The organism is Streptococcus cristatus (assembly GCF_008369405.1).
Taxonomy (GTDB): Bacteria; Bacillota; Bacilli; order Lactobacillales; family Streptococcaceae; genus Streptococcus; species Streptococcus cristatus_G.
Genome location: NZ_VSJJ01000001.1, coordinates 210,400 through 225,934, shown reverse-complemented (window position 1 = coordinate 225,934; position 15,535 = coordinate 210,400). Strand labels below are relative to the sequence as shown.

Annotated in this window: 16 protein-coding genes; 10 read left to right on the top strand and 6 right to left on the bottom strand. The window is 30.7% G+C overall.

What is annotated here, in order from left to right:
• Positions 1 to 144: 144 nt before the first annotated feature.
• Together FXF62_RS01235 and FXF62_RS01230 are read left to right on the top strand one after the other, a co-directional pair.
• Positions 145 to 996 (top strand): alpha/beta hydrolase, encoded by an 852-nt coding sequence (locus tag FXF62_RS01235; protein WP_149517336.1) that lies wholly within the window; start codon positions 145 to 147, stop codon positions 994 to 996.
• A 169-nt stretch (positions 997 to 1,165) separates the two neighbouring features.
• Positions 1,166 to 2,146 (top strand): DUF1002 domain-containing protein, encoded by a 981-nt coding sequence (locus tag FXF62_RS01230; protein ID WP_015604925.1) that lies wholly within the window; start codon positions 1,166 to 1,168, stop codon positions 2,144 to 2,146.
• Positions 2,147 to 2,304: 158 nt separating this feature from the next.
• Here FXF62_RS01230 and FXF62_RS01225 read toward each other — a convergent pair whose 3' ends face one another.
• From FXF62_RS01225 to FXF62_RS01205, 4 genes are all read right to left on the bottom strand, one after another.
• A complete protein-coding gene (locus FXF62_RS01225; protein WP_084860006.1) occupies positions 2,305 to 3,543 on the bottom strand; it encodes a tyrosine-type recombinase/integrase in 1,239 nt (412 codons plus the stop codon).
• A complete protein-coding gene (locus FXF62_RS01220) occupies positions 3,543 to 3,737 on the bottom strand; it encodes a DUF3173 domain-containing protein (RefSeq protein WP_149517335.1) in 195 nt (64 codons plus the stop codon). Before FXF62_RS01220 ends, FXF62_RS01225 begins: the two co-directional genes overlap by 1 nt.
• A gap of 259 nt (positions 3,738 to 3,996) precedes the next feature.
• Positions 3,997 to 5,358, bottom strand: a complete 1,362-nt coding sequence (locus FXF62_RS01215; protein ID WP_084860005.1) for a hypothetical protein — start codon at positions 5,356 to 5,358, stop codon at positions 3,997 to 3,999.
• A gap of 529 nt (positions 5,359 to 5,887) precedes the next feature.
• A complete protein-coding gene (locus FXF62_RS01205) occupies positions 5,888 to 6,898 on the bottom strand; it encodes a site-specific integrase (RefSeq protein ID WP_149517334.1) in 1,011 nt (336 codons plus the stop codon).
• A 1,136-nt stretch (positions 6,899 to 8,034) separates the two neighbouring features.
• Between FXF62_RS01205 and FXF62_RS10800 the strand changes: the two genes are divergently transcribed.
• The 3 genes from FXF62_RS10800 to FXF62_RS01190 all read left to right on the top strand — a co-directional run bounded on the left by FXF62_RS10800 (position 8,035) and on the right by FXF62_RS01190 (position 10,208).
• Positions 8,035 to 8,268 carry a hypothetical protein gene (locus tag FXF62_RS10800; RefSeq protein ID WP_262881551.1) on the top strand — a complete coding sequence of 78 codons (234 nt, stop codon included), beginning with the start codon at positions 8,035 to 8,037 and terminating at the stop codon, positions 8,266 to 8,268.
• A gap of 212 nt (positions 8,269 to 8,480) precedes the next feature.
• Positions 8,481 to 8,846, top strand: a complete 366-nt coding sequence (locus FXF62_RS01195) for a tyrosine-type recombinase/integrase (RefSeq protein ID WP_262881550.1) — start codon at positions 8,481 to 8,483, stop codon at positions 8,844 to 8,846.
• Positions 8,847 to 8,924: 78 nt separating this feature from the next.
• Positions 8,925 to 10,208, top strand: coding sequence for a hypothetical protein (locus tag FXF62_RS01190; RefSeq protein ID WP_149517332.1), 1,284 nt, complete (start codon positions 8,925 to 8,927; stop codon positions 10,206 to 10,208).
• A 122-nt stretch (positions 10,209 to 10,330) separates the two neighbouring features.
• On the opposite strand, the gene FXF62_RS01185 is transcribed toward FXF62_RS01190, so the two are convergent.
• Together FXF62_RS01185 and FXF62_RS01180 are read right to left on the bottom strand one after the other, a co-directional pair.
• On the bottom strand, positions 10,331 to 10,942 hold the full coding sequence (locus tag FXF62_RS01185; RefSeq protein WP_149517331.1) for a Fic/DOC family protein: 612 nt from the start codon (positions 10,940 to 10,942) through the stop codon (positions 10,331 to 10,333).
• Positions 10,935 to 11,123: a hypothetical protein gene (locus FXF62_RS01180; RefSeq protein ID WP_000171300.1), complete on the bottom strand. Its 189-nt coding sequence runs from the start codon at positions 11,121 to 11,123 to the stop codon at positions 10,935 to 10,937. Before FXF62_RS01180 ends, FXF62_RS01185 begins: the two co-directional genes overlap by 8 nt.
• 147 nt (positions 11,124 to 11,270) lie before the next feature.
• Between FXF62_RS01180 and FXF62_RS01175 the strand changes: the two genes are divergently transcribed.
• The 5 genes from FXF62_RS01175 (at position 11,271) to FXF62_RS01155 (ending at position 15,213) form a co-directional block, all read left to right on the top strand.
• Complete coding sequence (locus FXF62_RS01175; RefSeq protein ID WP_149517330.1) at positions 11,271 to 11,771, top strand: hypothetical protein; 501 nt, start codon at positions 11,271 to 11,273, stop codon at positions 11,769 to 11,771.
• Positions 11,772 to 12,452: 681 nt separating this feature from the next.
• Positions 12,453 to 12,656 (top strand): hypothetical protein, encoded by a 204-nt coding sequence (locus FXF62_RS01170; protein ID WP_003010127.1) that lies wholly within the window; start codon positions 12,453 to 12,455, stop codon positions 12,654 to 12,656.
• A complete protein-coding gene (locus FXF62_RS01165; RefSeq protein WP_003010129.1) occupies positions 12,649 to 13,635 on the top strand; it encodes an ABC transporter ATP-binding protein in 987 nt (328 codons plus the stop codon). The genes FXF62_RS01170 and FXF62_RS01165 overlap by 8 nt, the downstream gene beginning before the upstream one ends.
• Positions 13,632 to 14,426, top strand: a complete 795-nt coding sequence (locus FXF62_RS01160) for an ABC transporter permease (RefSeq protein WP_003013825.1) — start codon at positions 13,632 to 13,634, stop codon at positions 14,424 to 14,426. Before FXF62_RS01165 ends, FXF62_RS01160 begins: the two co-directional genes overlap by 4 nt.
• A gap of 1 nt (position 14,427) precedes the next feature.
• The gene (locus FXF62_RS01155; protein ID WP_003013947.1) at positions 14,428 to 15,213 is read left to right on the top strand and encodes an ABC transporter permease; all 786 of its coding nucleotides are present in this window, start codon (positions 14,428 to 14,430) and stop codon (positions 15,211 to 15,213) included.
• Positions 15,214 to 15,535 lie beyond the last annotated feature (322 nt).

Below are 15,535 nucleotides of genomic sequence, written 5' to 3'. Positions count from 1 at the left end.
CTTGATTCGTTATAATACGTATTTATAATCACAAGTTTCAATTTAAATAATATGATATGGTTTAAATTGAAATATAAGTCCTTTATTTGTCTACAAATACCAGAAATGTTATAATACTAATCTATACAAGATGGGAGATGGAAAATGAGAAAACGGTCTATTATCGCACTCTCAACTTTTCTGTTTATTGCTCTTGTCACTTTATTTCTAGTGTCCAAGCTGCAAACAAGAGAGTTAAATAGTAGAGACTATATTCAGTCAAGGACTCCGACCTTGTTTTTCCATGGTTATGGCTCAAGTGCTAATGCTGAAAAGCATATGGTAGAGGCAGCCAGACAAGCTGGAGTTACTCAAACCATCATCACAGCTACAGTTGATAGTCATGCTCAAGTAACCTTTAAAGGAGATATACCAAATGATGCTATCAATCCAATTGTCATGGTTGAGTTCAAAGACAATCGAAATCCCAATTATGCTCAGGACGGAGAGTATGTAGCAGCAGTTGTTCGAAAGTTGCAAGCAAAATATGCTTTCAAAAAGATGAATTTTGTCGCGCATTCTATGGGAAATATGTCTATTTTATTTTACCTATTAGAGCACGCTCAGAATGAAGAGTTTCCAAAGTTACAAAAGCAGGTAAATATCGCCAATCATGTCAATGGTTTGGAGGGGATGGATCTGCCAGCTAATTTGACCATTCTAGACAACCATACAGGGCAGCCTAGCGCCATGAGTAATAGCTATCAAAAACTTCTGAGCTTGCGCGAAATTTATCCGCAAGATCAAGTGCATGTGCTTAATATCTATGGAGATTTTAAAAATCAATCAGATGGTTCTGTTTTAAACGTTTCTTCTCGCAGTCTCAAGTATCTTGTAATCGACAATGCTAAGTCCTATCAGGAAAAGAGAGTGACTGGCCCTCTAGCTCAGCATAGCCAGCTGCATGAAAATCCAGAAGTAGATAGATTATTGATTGATTTTCTTTGGGGCAAATGATTTTAAGAAATGCAGGCTATTCTCTGTCTATAAGAAAACTTTAAGCATTTTATACTATTTTGTTCTATGGAAAGTTTTCCTTTCCTAATTTAGTATGACAGCGCAATCCGCTGATTATAATCAAAGCTTCTCTAAAACCTTATTGTTTAGAGATAGATTGAGGAGTAAAATGAAATTTAAGAAAACATTACTGACAGCAGGAGCTCTAGTAGCTACTCTCTTTACTGTATCCACCGCAGCTGCTGATACAAACGTTCAAAAAGTCATTGACGAAACCTATGTTCAGCCTGAGTATGTCTTGGGCTATTCCTTGGATGACAGTCAAAAAGAGCAAACACTTCAGCTCTTAGGCTACAATGCATCGAGTGATTCTAAACCTCTGAAAACAATGACACCTGATGTCTATTCCAAGATTATGAATGTAGCAAATGATCCTAGTTTGCAGCTATATTCTTCTGTTAAGATTAAGAAGTTGGGCAACAAGAAGCCGCTTCAAGTCAAGATTGTTACGCCGCAAAACATCACCAAGGTTACAGAGGATATGTATCGCAATGCGGCAGTCACCTTGGGCGTACAGCATGCAGAAATTACAGTAGCAGCACCTATCCCTGTGACTGGAGAAAGTGCCCTAGCTGGTATTTATTACTCGCTGGAGGAAAATGGAGCTAGTGTTCCTCAGGAAAATAAAGACTTGGCTCAGGAAGAATTAGCCGCACTTTCAAATATCAATGCTGAAAACCAAGGTAAGGAAGGCTACGATGCCGATAAGCTGAATGTGGCACTGACAGATATTAAAACAGCTGTTGCTAATGCTAAAAAGAATAACAGCAATTTGACCGAAGCTGATGTCCGTAAAATCGTTGAAGAAACACTGAAAAACTACGGTCTCAGCAGTTCAGTCACAGCTGACCAAATTAATCTGATTATTAACTTTGCAGTCAATCTTTCAAACAGTGGAGTCATCACAAATTCTGATTTCACAAAGACGCTCACCGACTTAAAAAACAGTATTGTTTCAAAGGCTGGTGACACATTCAATAATATCAATCTTAACTTTGATGCAAACGGACTTCTTGAAGATGGCGGTAATTTCTTTAGCAATATCTGGAATGCAATCGTCAATTTCTTTAAGGGCCTGCTAGGTCAATAAGACTGTCTTTAAAAATATAACAAAAAACCAGCTAGAATCTAGCTGGTTTTTTGCATAGTTCTTATTCCCACTCAACGGTTGCAGACTCCTTGAGAATTGCTATATAATAGGCTTTTTAAGGAGTTAGTAATTCTTTGGTGGGGTTTTTGGTGGGAATGTTATTTTGAAATTGATTGGTTCCCGTTGAAATGTACTAAGCTAGAAGATGGGAAAGAAACATTAATAATTCCTACCATTTCATTAGTGATAACTTCATCAGCGCCATCCCATAGATGTGAGTAATGTTTCAATGTGATTTCAGGAGAAGAGTGTCCTAAACGTTTTGATAGAATAAGTACAGTAGCATTTAATTCATTAATTAGTAGGGAAGCATGGCTGTGCCTGAGACCTTTCGCTTGGATAGGCTTTACGTGAGCAATCTTGGCGTACCTTTTAATAATCCTTGAGATTGTAGATTTCAACATAGGTAAGCCATCGTATGAAAAGATAAAATCGTTCTCGTGTCCTAGTCCAATCTTTTTTTGAGCTTCACGCCATTTTTTTAACACATCAATTGTATCTTTATCTAAACTAATCATCCTTTTTCCGTCTTTAGTTTTCGAATACGAATTACGAGTCCATTCTTTTTTGTTTTTAACAATAAGCATATGATGAACTCGTAGGCGTTGCTTATCAAAGTCAACATCATTCCATTGAAGGGCACAACCTTCATTTACACGTACGCCAGTCATGAAATATACCCAAATCATCACGAAGTTTAAATGTTCATATACATCTTCAATGTAAATTTGCGAAATAACAGCTTCAAATTCGCTCTTAGTCCAATATGGGACATTACTTTTTCCTTTAGGAATTGCATTAGATTGCTTAGAAATGTTTTTTTCCACATATCCCATTTGCAAAGCATAGTCCAATGATTTCCTAAACATGCCAAAGATGAGGCTAGCATATCCTTGTGAATATCCGGCACCATCCTCATCTTGACTAGTCAGTAACCATGTTCGAAACTTCTGGACTTGTTCGAGGGTAATCGAACGAAGTGTAATGTCACCAAAACGATCACAAAGCTGTAAAAGGTTTTTCTCTCGAACTGAAAATGTGCTGTGCTCAACTGTTGTTCTATAATAAGGAATGTAATGTTCCTCCATAAATTGCCGATATTTCATCCGGTAGTTAGAATAACCTTGAGATTGATGATATTCATGTTTCAGTCGAGTTAATTCCTTATATGCTTCTGAAGCTGAATTAAATGGATTTCCGTGTTGATCTTTCCTTGATTTCTTTCGTACACGTTTCCCGGTTACTCTATCTATACCAAATTCGGTTTGAATAAAAAATTTTCCGTTTTTGTCAGTATAGACTCCAGGAAATTTAGTTTTCTGTTGATTTTGTGGCATTATTCCTCCTTGTGAAGTGAAACACCCAGAATTTCTTCAACAGCAACGATAGGGACATGCCCTAAACGTCGATTATTATAAAAGGCATATCCCTTTTGTACCATAATTTGCTTAGCTTGTCTAATAATTGTAATGGCAGTATAGGGATTGTAACCCATTTTAATTAAATCTTCTTTGTTCATTGTTTGTTTCATAATTAATAATCCTCTTGAAATTTCTAAATTTTATTGCGATAATAGAAGAAGGTAATAGATATTATTACTAGTATATTTTGAGTTTGTTTCTGACACCGACCAAAGTTTGGAAACAAGCTCTTTTTTTGTTCTAAAAAATTTACACATATCTATTTCCTTTCTCAAATATTAAACTCAAACTGTTTACATATAAAAATATGTTCGTTGTTATATCAAGGTTTACAGCAATAAATATAAAAAAGTTATTATTTAATTTGCGTTATTTTTTATTGATATCTAAATCTTTATCAGGAAATTCTTTTAAAACATGATTTCTAATTTTATTTTTTTGATTTCGAGTATTAGATTTTATAATTTCGTCGAAAATATTATTCCTATAACCTAATGGATAATCTTTTAAAACGTGTTTATATGTATGAGTCGATGTAGTATCCTTATGACATCCTAACCCTTTTTCCCTAGCAACTTCTAGTGATTCATAAAATAGTTTAAATATATCTCGAACGTGCCAAGTAATCATTAATCCAGTCTCGTTTTTTTCAGAATAATCTTCTTCGCTATTTTGGAAGGATTCTATTATTGTTCTTTTGGTTCTAGCTTTATTTTTGAAAGGACTAATATTCGTCAATGCTATAATTTCTTCATCTAACACCAAAGGAGACAAAGTTCTAAGAGAATGGTTATTTACTTGATTAAAAAGTGCTTTAATATAATTTTTAGGACCGTGTTTGTTATATACATCTTGAATCACTTTTTTAGTTTTAATACTTGATTCTTCAATTAACTTTATGTACACATTTATTGTTGAATGAAGTTTTGTTTCCAAATATTCTATCAATTGTGCATCATTCAGCAAATCTAAGGAATTGGTTCCCAAAAATTTTTCTATTTTATTTTTCTTTAATACTAGTTCAAATCTTTGGACATTAATATTATCTAGTTTTGAACCATTTCTTCTGATTTGTCCTTTTCTTTTTGCTTTTTCAATTTTATCGTAAGTAACAGTTAATTCTTCATTACTAATCTTACAACTCAAAATTGGATAGTCATAGTTGTTCTTTTTACTTTTCTCATTTCCAAAATTAGGAGGGTTTCCTGATGAAAGACATTTGTGTAGAAAACTTCTGAGCTGTAGGTTTGGAGTTTTATCAAAAGCAATAGTATAAGCAAGTTCAATTTCGAGAAAGAGGGCAGTCGAGTATGTAATGATAATACCGTAATTATTTTTAATAAAATCGATTGCGTTTGCTAATCTATTTTTAATCCCCTCAATACCAACCGTTTCGAAATTTAAACCTCCGTGAATTAATTCAATGTAACAGTAGGGTGTTTTAAAATCTGATGTATCAAAAGAAATAGTGATTTTCCCAAAAAATTCTGATTTAATATCTAAACCAAGTAACTCTCCATCTATAGAGGTTTTTAGATTACATGAACTGTCCTGCTTTAAATTCTTAATTTCTACACGCTCTACAGAAAAATCCTGTAGGGATACTTTACATTTATCTATTCCAGCAAAACAAGACTTTGATGAGAAAACCTCTAATATACTATTTTCATTATTGATTTTTTCTTCTAAACGTCTTTCCTTTTCTTCCGGTGTTAATTTTCTTCTAGCCATTCTATTAAGTTCCTTTCACATAGTATTTTGATAAAGTATGTTGTTTGGGCTAAGATCAACATCTTTTTCTAAAGGTTAGTTTATTTTATTAAGTTTCCATTTATTTACCTCCTTATTTTTTTACATTAGTTAGTATGCCACAAATCTTTCCGAAAACGCCTAAAAAAAAAAAATGGAATTTTTTTTTAAAAAAACAAAAAAACACTCAATTAAGAGTGCTTTAAAAACGCGTCGTAACAAGGTTTTGAAGGAAAAAATTAGGTTCTTACCTAATTTAATTTTTTTAGTTTAGAACAAGAATGTTAAGAAAGAAATCAATACTTTCAGTACGATCTTTTATTGATGTGACAAGGTTTTGAAGGAAAAAGTAAGTTTTTATCTACTTTATTTATTTTCTAAAAAAAATTTTTTTATTTTTCATTTAAATTTAGGATGTTGAGAAAAAGATCAATACTTTCAGTACGATTCTTATTTAGTTGAATTTTTTAATTTTAATGAGAGATATATCATAATGTTTGGAAAAAGTTACTTAGTTTGCTTGTGCGATTAACTTATATGCATAGGATTTTTGAAACTCTTCTGGTCGATTGTGTCCGAGAGCACGTGATACAATTAAACAAGCCTTTCGATCAAGGACAACACCTTTTAATTCGCCTCGTAGATAAATTTTTTCTTTTTTATCTTTGATATCTTTGGGATCTCGCGCGACAAGAAGATAAAGACGTTTTGCGTATTCTGCACGATATTTATGAGGTTTTAAAGCAGATGGAACTTGAAACACACGCTTTTTACCAGCTAGTTTAAATTCTTCAACAAGCCTTTCTAATTCTTCTTTGTCTCGCGTAATAATCGGAACCCATCGGTCTCGTGCTCCTTTTGATTTATGCTTTTTACCAATAATTTTAAGATAATATTGGCCATCCTCACGTTGGTAGAGGGAGTCTCCAGTAATAGCTTTTAATTCATTTTTTCGTAGCCCAGTGGCAGATACGATTGAGAACCAGCGATTATTTGTTTCTTCAGACATCCTGTCGTCATTAGACTTCAAACGATTATTCTTTTTGTCGGCTCGATATCGAATATCTGTTGCAACAAAAGCGGTAGAAGGTACTCCTAAAACTTTGGCTAATGCTGCTTTATAGGTTGACTGGGTTGGAGCAGAAAGTCCTAATTTCTTACAATGTTCTAAGTATTGATTCACTAAGTCAATCCATCCCTCAATATCGTTAGATTTATCAAGAGCTTCTAAATCTTCGGTAGTAGTTATTGAGGCAACAAAGGAAGCAAATCTGCTCCAGGAACCAGCGTAGTTATGAAGAGTTCGGTCGGTATGGATTAAATGAATGTCCTCTCCCGTTTTTTTGGATTCATTTCGCTTGATACCCTTTCCTTTTTTAAAGCGCGTGACTAGATTAGTTAGTCCTTTTGATTGGACGAATTGTTTACGGCCTTCGAAAGTAGTTAGAGAATCCATCTGTTGTTTCTTAGCTTTCTCTTTAGCTTTTCGTCGATCAGCACGACTACGTCTCTTCTTTGTCATAGTTCTTTCCTTTCTATAGTAGATAATGTGCTTTTAAAGAAGATCTTAAGAAAAATCTTAAGGTCTTTTTTATTCAAGTTGAAGTAGTGCAGTGACTTAAGCTTATATTCACTGATGTAGTATCTTCCCTTTGCTTAGGGCGCTTCTTAATTGATGGCTAAGAAGATAACCAAGTCATTTTACAACATGACAAGTTGACTCAATTCAAATAAGATGTAGAGTTCCATCTTGCAGAAAAAAATCTGTTGTTTTTTCTTGTTAGTCTTTTTCAGGTTTAAATGCTCTGAATTTAGCGACTGAGCTAAGCTAGTTTTTGTATTTGATTTTTAGACTTTTGTTATTTACTTTAGTTTTTATACTTTGATTTTTTACTTTGTTATGATCAAAAAATTTTTTTAACTGCTGTTGACATTACTTTTATTATCTATACATTTATTTTTTATTGGTAAATGAAATACAAAAATTGGTTCCTGTTATTTACTTTCGTTTTTTACTTTTATTCTTTACTTTGTTACGATCAAAAAATTTTTTTTAAACTGCTATTGACATCTCTTTTATTATCTATACATTTATTTTTTTTTTTAGTTAATGAAATACAAAACTGGTTCTTTCCTAACCCAGCTTAAACCTACTGTTTCCACGATAGCTACCTCCTTTCAAACATAAAAAACGTAGCTATATTAGTTACGTCTCTACTCAATCAATTATCTTGATATTATTAGTATGCCATAAATTTTAAAATAAAAAAATTAGGATAAGATTTTTTTACGTTATTCACTTTTACCTAGTACTGTGTGTTTAGCGTGACTTACACATACGTTCCTGTCAACGCTAAACACACAGAAAAATCAGAAGCGCAAAAAATTGAGGGATGAGAGAAAGAGGAAAAACTACAAAAAAAATTAATAAGAGAAACAACTTATGTATCGTTTTTTCTTAATTATTTTTTTTTATTTTGGAATTTATGGCATACTAAAATTATAATAATACTTACGGAGGAAACCACTATGTTTCTCAAAAACTATTCACTTATTAGCTATATTCTCTATAAAAATCGTAGAGAATTCGAAAACTCATTTGATTGCTACCCCAAAAAGACAGTGTATGAGTTCCATATCAGGGAGTCTACAGGAGGAATGAAAATTAGACAAAAAGAACATAATGCAATTCATGTTAGCCTATTTTCTAATAGTGGAAGTTATATTACACTTTACTTAAGGAATTTTACGCCAGAAGATTTGGTGACTGTGATGAATTCATTAATCAAGCAGAAGAAAGAACTTGGATATGAGCGGTTGATTTGCTTGTTATCAGAGCTCAAAAATGATGAACGCTTAAGTTTATTGATGAAGTTATCCAAAATGAAATAAACATACTGGGACCAAGCAAACTGCACCCCAAAAGTTAGACAGAAAAAGACTAACTTTTGGGGTGTAGTTCAGTCCCTCTTCCTTTAAAAATCCGAATCATCATTTTTATTTCAAATAAGGTAGTGATTCGGTTGATTTATATTGCAATGTAGTGAAATTTAGAATTTCAAAAATCGCTTTGAATCAAGGTCTATACCGTCTAGTGACGTGTAGTGAATCCCTATTTTACTTCTATAAATAACAAACAGGGCAGAGCATTGTATCATATAGAAATTTCAATGTTCTTAAGAGGTGGAACTAGTCAGTCCGCTAAGTATAATAAGAAAAGTAGAAAATCCTATAAGGATATTGACGATCTAGTCGATTTTGATAGACCTGTTCACATAGTTCCCCATATGTTCCGACATAGTTTTGTTTCAGTCATGTCTGATAAGATTGTAAGCCTAAACGTTATTAGAGAGTTTGTAGGACATTCAGAAGATAGTAGAGAGATAGAAAAAATCTATCTTCATGTCATGCAAAAAGGAAAACATAAAATTGAACAAGCCATGATAGATTTAGCTAAAATCATAAAATGAGTAATAGTTGTGGTTATTGATTCAGTTTCATTAAAAAAATGATATGATAGTGATATAAAGTATCAATTAGGTGTAGGTATGATAAATAGACAAGCTAAGAAGTTTTTTGATTATTATTTAAAAATAGTTGCAACAGAAGAATATCAATCTTATTATCAAAGACATGAGCAGGAAGGATTAGAATTTCATAAAAGGTACATTGAAGAAAAACATCCCGAATGGAGGACACGGACAGACTATTTTGATGAATTCTCAATTGGCGAGTTTATTATTTTAGATACACTTTCAAATGAGGGTGTTAATAAATTAACGAAGCGTTTATATTCGTTGCCAAAGTCGAAATTTAAAGTGAAAAATTATTATAAAAAACCTACTATATTTAAAAAATACGACTATGTCCATTTAGAATATTTAAGGCATGGAGTCGGAATTTTTGCTGAAATTGAGATAATTGGAGATAATTTTTTCAGCAGTATTGAAATAAGTTGGGCGACAGTAAATAATTATTATGCTATTTTTCAATATAGATTTCATTTCAAACAAGTATTGACAGAGTCTAATCTTCAATTATTTATTTCTGATAATATCAAAAACTTGAGTAAAAAAGATTACATTAATTGGTATATTCTGGATGATGAGGACGATAAGCTTAATTATCTATCTATTGATCAGATGACAAATGAACTTCCTTCTTTGATATGTCAACATTACATAACTACGTTTTTATATAGCGAAAATGGGAAAATGAACAAATTAATTAATCTAACAGTTGCTTTTCGAAAAGACAAAGTTGATATAGATAAAATATACTTCGGGGATATTAGTTATAGTCTATATAATAAAAAAGGCAATTACTATATTTCAAATAGTTTTAATGATAGTGATTATGTTCTATACTCAGGAAATAATTTCATTCCTAGATTTAGTATTTTAGGGTCTATATCACAATATGGGAACGAGCTCTATTACTTATTATTTGGAGAGCGAGAGCTTCACATTTTTGAAAGAGATTTTTCGAAATATGTATCAGGAAGAAAGAACATAATGTTTAATAAGAATTTTTTAAACCTTTTGAAAAAGATACAAAGCCTATCGGAGTCAGAAAACAGAATAGATATTTCTAATTTTAAAAAAGACTTTGAAGATTCTTGGACTATATTTGTATCAAATGACGAAGTTCAGCTAGAAAATTTATTTCATAAAAATTTGTCATATTATCGAAATGTAATTAAAGAAAATTATTCCTATTTGAATATGCTTACTGAGATAAATTACACAAAGACAAATACCATAAGTTCTATCGTTGCTACGATAGTCTCCATCATTGCTACCATTATATCTGTTATTGCACTCCTAAAGTGATATAATCAGTTAAAATTCAGTTATTTTGCTAAAATTAAAAGAAAAAAGCCTTTGAAATGCTGATTTCATAGGCTTTTAATATATCTAATCACTTCACTTTTGTAATTATCAAGTATTACAATCTATATTTCTTTTAATATTTTACCAAATAATTCTTCTAGCTTCCCTAAGTCTCCATAGACAGTTCCGTCCATATAAAGGTTGTAAATTTCATCATCTTGTTCCACTCGTATTTGTGCAGAATATCCTTTTGATAGTGCTAAGGAACGAATAACTTCTCGTTGAGTTCGTCCATTTCCTTCTCGAAAGGGATGGAAATAATTAAGATTATCAAGAATTTTTGCTAAATGTTTAATTATTTCATCTTTTGAGTTGGCAGTTTGATGATAGGAATGAATAAGATGGTTGATATAGTCTTGGGCAGTATTGAAAGATTGTATTGGCATAAAGGGATTCCCGCTTTTTGAGATATTCACCTTGCGATATTGTCCCGCCCAAGCATAGACATCTTGAAATAAATATTTATGAATGGCTAAAATATCACTAATGGAGTAGACTTCTATGGTTTTCAAGCGCAAGTCTGCAAGCCTTCTAGTAACGAATAAATGCTCATTCCGGTAGGCTTCTTCAATATTTGTAATATTTTGTTTGTTGATTAAGACTGTGGAATTTGGATAAGTATATTGGTGATTAGGGTCAATGTACTTATAGCTTTCGTATTGATTTTTAACCAATATTCAATTCCTTTCGTCTATTGACAACATAAGTTTTTAAATCAATCACATCTTGAACAGTAGGTTCATAATTTTCAATCATTGATGATCCAATAGCATACCAGACAGTATCAAAATCCGAAAAGTTATCAAAGGGAATCCCTAAAATTGTTAATTCTTCTTTATTTACATCAAGAGTCATGTCACATCTCCTTATATAATGTTACCTTTATTATACCATAAAATCGGTATTTTTACCTAAAGGGATAGAGACTATAAGATATATTATGTTTAATGTAGATTTATGATAAAATAGTTTTACTATAAAAAGAAATAACAGAGGTATAGCATGGAGCCATATATTACAGAAGCTTTAGTAAGAGCAGGGATTGAGTTGGGAACTCTAACATTTAAGGGAACAACAACACTAGTGAATAGTAAAATTCAATCATTAAAGGAAGAACGTAACGCCGATAAATTACGAAATACTTATGATGAAATTGTAAATGAGTTACTTTCGGAACGAGAACAGGCAATTAGAATTGCTCAGGCATATAAAGAAGAATATGAAAAAGTACATATTGATGATAAAGATATTGAGTATTTGCACAACACTTTAGAACGGGTTATTTCTCTTCTATCTTCATTTACTAATGTTGAAGATGGGAAAGAAGATTCAATGAAACAATTGGTTGCTCTACTTAATAAGGATACTTTAAAGACTATGCAACTATTAGGATTTAATTACAAGGAGGCAATAGGAGAACCTTTAACGGAGGTTTGCTCAAATGCTATAAGAAATACATTAGGAGGTCTATCATCTAAGAAAAACGTACGTAACAAAAAATAATTGAATCAATGGTGTGAACTTTTTGGTAAAATCTAGCTCAATTTGTGTATTTTTAGGGTAAAATTCACACCATTCAACTGAAATTGATTCAAATTAGATGAAATTCTATTTTCTGTAAATGTGGGAAAACATTGATTTTAAGCGGATATTGAAACTTATTCAAATAAAAATGTTTCCAACCAGGTCTTAAGAAAGCTTGTAAAGCATCACAATTATCAAAACGTTAATCAACACGCTTATATCAACGTTTACAGACATTTAAGAAATTTCTCTTGGATGTCTTTTTTTGTCTAGCTAAATTTTACAAATTGGGCAATTTAGGTTACTCAATAATATAAAAAAGATAAAAATTTAAAGTTCGAATTTTAATTTTAAAAAAAGTAATTATTATTGAATATCTGTTCAAACATTTTTTCTTTTCTAAGGTTAATATAAGTATATATACTTTAAAAAAGGAAGTCAAACATCTTGCTCATAGATTTTTGCATTTTTAAAAAATACATTTTGTCATATAATAATGTGGAAAATTGACGGATTCCTTAAGTAATCATATAATATGAATATGTAAACCCTTACATACTATTCTACTTATACTTGATAAAATGCAAGTTCTTGAGGATCTATAAATATATAGACACTCTTCTATTTATAAAGTGAAATAAAGAATCACGGAGAAAGTTTATGGATATTAAAGAGACATTCAACCAGCTAGACAATACAAAATTTAATGATTTCAATAATCGCCTTGAAGGTTTTGAGAAACTTTTTAAAGACAAATATTATTTTACCCATCCCGAAGATTTTAGCTCAATCTTTAGCATTTTGGTAAAGTATGGAAAAAGTACAAGTAAATATATTTTATCGAAAGGAGAGATATATGAGTGAAATAGTTATTAATGCTCAGAATTTATCTAAAAATTTTTATAATTTTGATTCAAGACTCCCATTTATCAAGAGATTTTTGAAACGTAATCAAATAACGATTCGAGCTGTTCAAGATATTAGTTTTACGATTAAGAGAGGGAGTATAGTTGGCTTTATTGGGAGTAATGGAGCTGGTAAATCCACAACGATTAAAATGTTGACTGGGACTCTTTATCCTAGTTCCGGAAAATTAGAAGTGAATGGAGAAATTCCATTTAAAAGAAGTATAAATTTTAGAAAAAAAATTTCAATAGTAGTAGGAAATAAATTACAGTTATTTCAAGATGTTTCGGCTATGGATTATTTTCAATTGATTGGTACTTTATATGAGGTAGAACCGGCGATTTTACAAGAACGAATTCAGGAATTAAGCAATTTGTTGAATGTAAAAGATCAGCTTTACCAGCAGGTCCGGACCCTCTCTCTTGGACAAAAAATGAAAATGGAGTTTATCGCGGCATCTTTAACAAGTCCGGAAATATTATTTTTAGACGAGCCTACTATAGGGTTAGATATACAGTCTAAAAAAGATATCAGAACATTTTTAAAGAAAATGAATGAAGAATGTCATACTACTATTATTTTAACGAGTCATGATATGGATGATATTTCGTCTGTTTGTGACGAATTAATCGTCATTGACAAAGGAAAAATTATTTTGCAGGAGTCAATGGATGTTATTTTATCTAAATTTTCTGATTTTAAATATTTAAAGATAAAAATGACATTAGATTTGGTACCAGAGTTATGCTCTGTTAAAGGAGTAGTAGTCATTTCTCAAACAAAATCGGAATGTATACTAAAAATACCTAGAGATTTTGTCTTTGAGACATTAGAATCAATCAATAAGCTTGTAGATATAGAAGATTTTGAAATATCAAATCTTTCTTTAGAAGAAATTATTTTACAAAACTATTTTACAAAAAAGGAGCACAATTGAAAAAAGAAATGTCTATTATTCTGATATCATTTCGATCTATTTTGAACTATAAATCAAGTGTACTATTGTTAATGTTACAGGCAAGTATACAAATTATGATATCAGTATTTTTATGGACGTATATATATCAGAGTAACCAGATAAATATAGCAGGATATGATTTTACCTCAATGGTTCAATACTATTTGGGGACTATAATTTTTTCATATTTTGTTTTTTATCCAGTTGATTGGGAAATCAATGACGATGTTCATTCAGGAAATTTTTTTAGCATATTAATAAAACCTGTTACTTTTTATAAGTATTATTTTTGTAAAATGCTTGGAGATAGGCTTGCTCATTTATTATTTATCATCATTCCTGTCATTTTATTCTCCAGTGTTTATTACAAGAATGAGTTATTAACCATTGAAATTCTTATTTTAGGAAGTATTGCAATTATTCTATCTATGGTTCTATGGTTTTTAATATCATGTTGTGTAGGTATGCTTTCTTTTTGGTTAGAAAATATATTTTTTGTCCTTACTGTTAAAGAAATAGTAATTCAGTTTTTATCAGGAATATTATTGCCTTTAAGTTTTTTTTCAAATAATTTTCGTCTGTTTTTAGATGTATTACCTTTTAAATACTTAGTATATGAACCGCTTCAGATGTTTAGTAATGATACATATAAATTAATAGACTATTTGAGAATTATTTGTATTCAATTGATTTGGTGCATCATTTTTTATATTATATCAAGATTCATATTGAGAAAAGGAGTGGAGCACTTCTCAAATGTGGGAGGATAAAATGTTTAGAATAAAAGTAATTTTTAGGCTACTTCATTTTGGTTTTAAATCTGATATGAATTTTCATTTTGACTTCTTTTGTGGTCTATTTTCGTCGATACTGTGGATTGGTTTACCTATTGTATTTTTTAGATTGATTTTCTTAAACATAGACTCTTTTAATGGTTGGGACTATTATCAAATTTTATTTTTGGTAGGTTCCTACACTATTGTAGATGGAGTTATGATGGGATTGTTAATTAGAAGTATGGGAATTTTAGAATCAGATATTTTGAGTGGTAACTTGGATCAAATTTTATTGAGGCCGTTTGATACTCAGTTGTTCTATATTTTTAGATCATTTAATTTAGTTCAATTCGTGAATACTTTTTTTGGTCTTGCGATCATTTTTATAAGTTATGGAAATTTAAATGTACATTTAAATTCATTAAAAATATTATTTTATATCCTTTCTTTAATGTGTGGTTGTATTATATATTATTCAATTTGGTTTCTAATAACGATTAGTTCATTTTGGTTCCCAACTAAATTTTCAAAAGTAGATGTATTTTTGAATTATATTGGAATTTCTAAGTATCCATATAATATTTTTACAGGTATTAACAGATTGATCACTATGTTATTTGTTCCCAATTTATTAATTGCCAATCCTGCAGTATTAATATTTTTAGGGAAAGATACATTGAACCTATTTTTCTATCAAATAGTTTTTACAGTTTTTTTGATTATTATCAGTCGTACAATTTTTAGAAAAGGATTGAAAAAATATGAAAGTGCAGGAAGATAAACAATGTTGTTCAGTTATATGTTTGACTAAAGGAAGTGATTCGCTGTACTTTGTTTTGTGGTCATTGAAACATCAGATAATTATAAACTATAATTTAAAGAATAGTATTATTAACTTATAGGTGCTAAGAAAAAATTTAAAGAAATTCCCTCATTCAATCAAACTTATTCATATTTTTTAAAATAAGAAAATAGTTGGATTTTGATGATGGTTGATATAAAGCTAAACTGAAAGTACCTGAAATCCAACTGTGTCAAACCAGGTCTTAAGAAAGCTTATAAAGCATCAAATAATAGAAAAATAAAATTTAATATAAAAAAAA

What these genes read in the sequence shown, in the direction of transcription:
- FXF62_RS01235 (WP_149517336.1), top strand. Translation starts at nt 145, where the DNA reads ATGAGAAAACGGTCTATTATCGCACTCTCAACTTTTCTGTTTATTGCT.
- FXF62_RS01230 (WP_015604925.1), top strand. Translation starts at nt 1,166, where the DNA reads ATGAAATTTAAGAAAACATTACTGACAGCAGGAGCTCTAGTAGCTACT.
- FXF62_RS01225 (WP_084860006.1), bottom strand. Translation starts at nt 3,543, where the DNA reads ATGCCACAAAATCAACAGAAAACTAAATTTCCTGGAGTCTATACTGAC.
- FXF62_RS01220 (WP_149517335.1), bottom strand. Translation starts at nt 3,737, where the DNA reads ATGAAACAAACAATGAACAAAGAAGATTTAATTAAAATGGGTTACAAT.
- FXF62_RS01215 (WP_084860005.1), bottom strand. Translation starts at nt 5,358, where the DNA reads ATGGCTAGAAGAAAATTAACACCGGAAGAAAAGGAAAGACGTTTAGAA.
- FXF62_RS01205 (WP_149517334.1), bottom strand. Translation starts at nt 6,898, where the DNA reads ATGACAAAGAAGAGACGTAGTCGTGCTGATCGACGAAAAGCTAAAGAG.
- FXF62_RS10800 (WP_262881551.1), top strand. Translation starts at nt 8,035, where the DNA reads ATGAAAATTAGACAAAAAGAACATAATGCAATTCATGTTAGCCTATTT.
- FXF62_RS01190 (WP_149517332.1), top strand. Translation starts at nt 8,925, where the DNA reads ATGATAAATAGACAAGCTAAGAAGTTTTTTGATTATTATTTAAAAATA.
- FXF62_RS01180 (WP_000171300.1), bottom strand. Translation starts at nt 11,123, where the DNA reads ATGACTCTTGATGTAAATAAAGAAGAATTAACAATTTTAGGGATTCCC.
- FXF62_RS01175 (WP_149517330.1), top strand. Translation starts at nt 11,271, where the DNA reads ATGGAGCCATATATTACAGAAGCTTTAGTAAGAGCAGGGATTGAGTTG.
- FXF62_RS01170 (WP_003010127.1), top strand. Translation starts at nt 12,453, where the DNA reads ATGGATATTAAAGAGACATTCAACCAGCTAGACAATACAAAATTTAAT.
- FXF62_RS01165 (WP_003010129.1), top strand. Translation starts at nt 12,649, where the DNA reads ATGAGTGAAATAGTTATTAATGCTCAGAATTTATCTAAAAATTTTTAT.
- FXF62_RS01155 (WP_003013947.1), top strand. Translation starts at nt 14,428, where the DNA reads ATGTTTAGAATAAAAGTAATTTTTAGGCTACTTCATTTTGGTTTTAAA.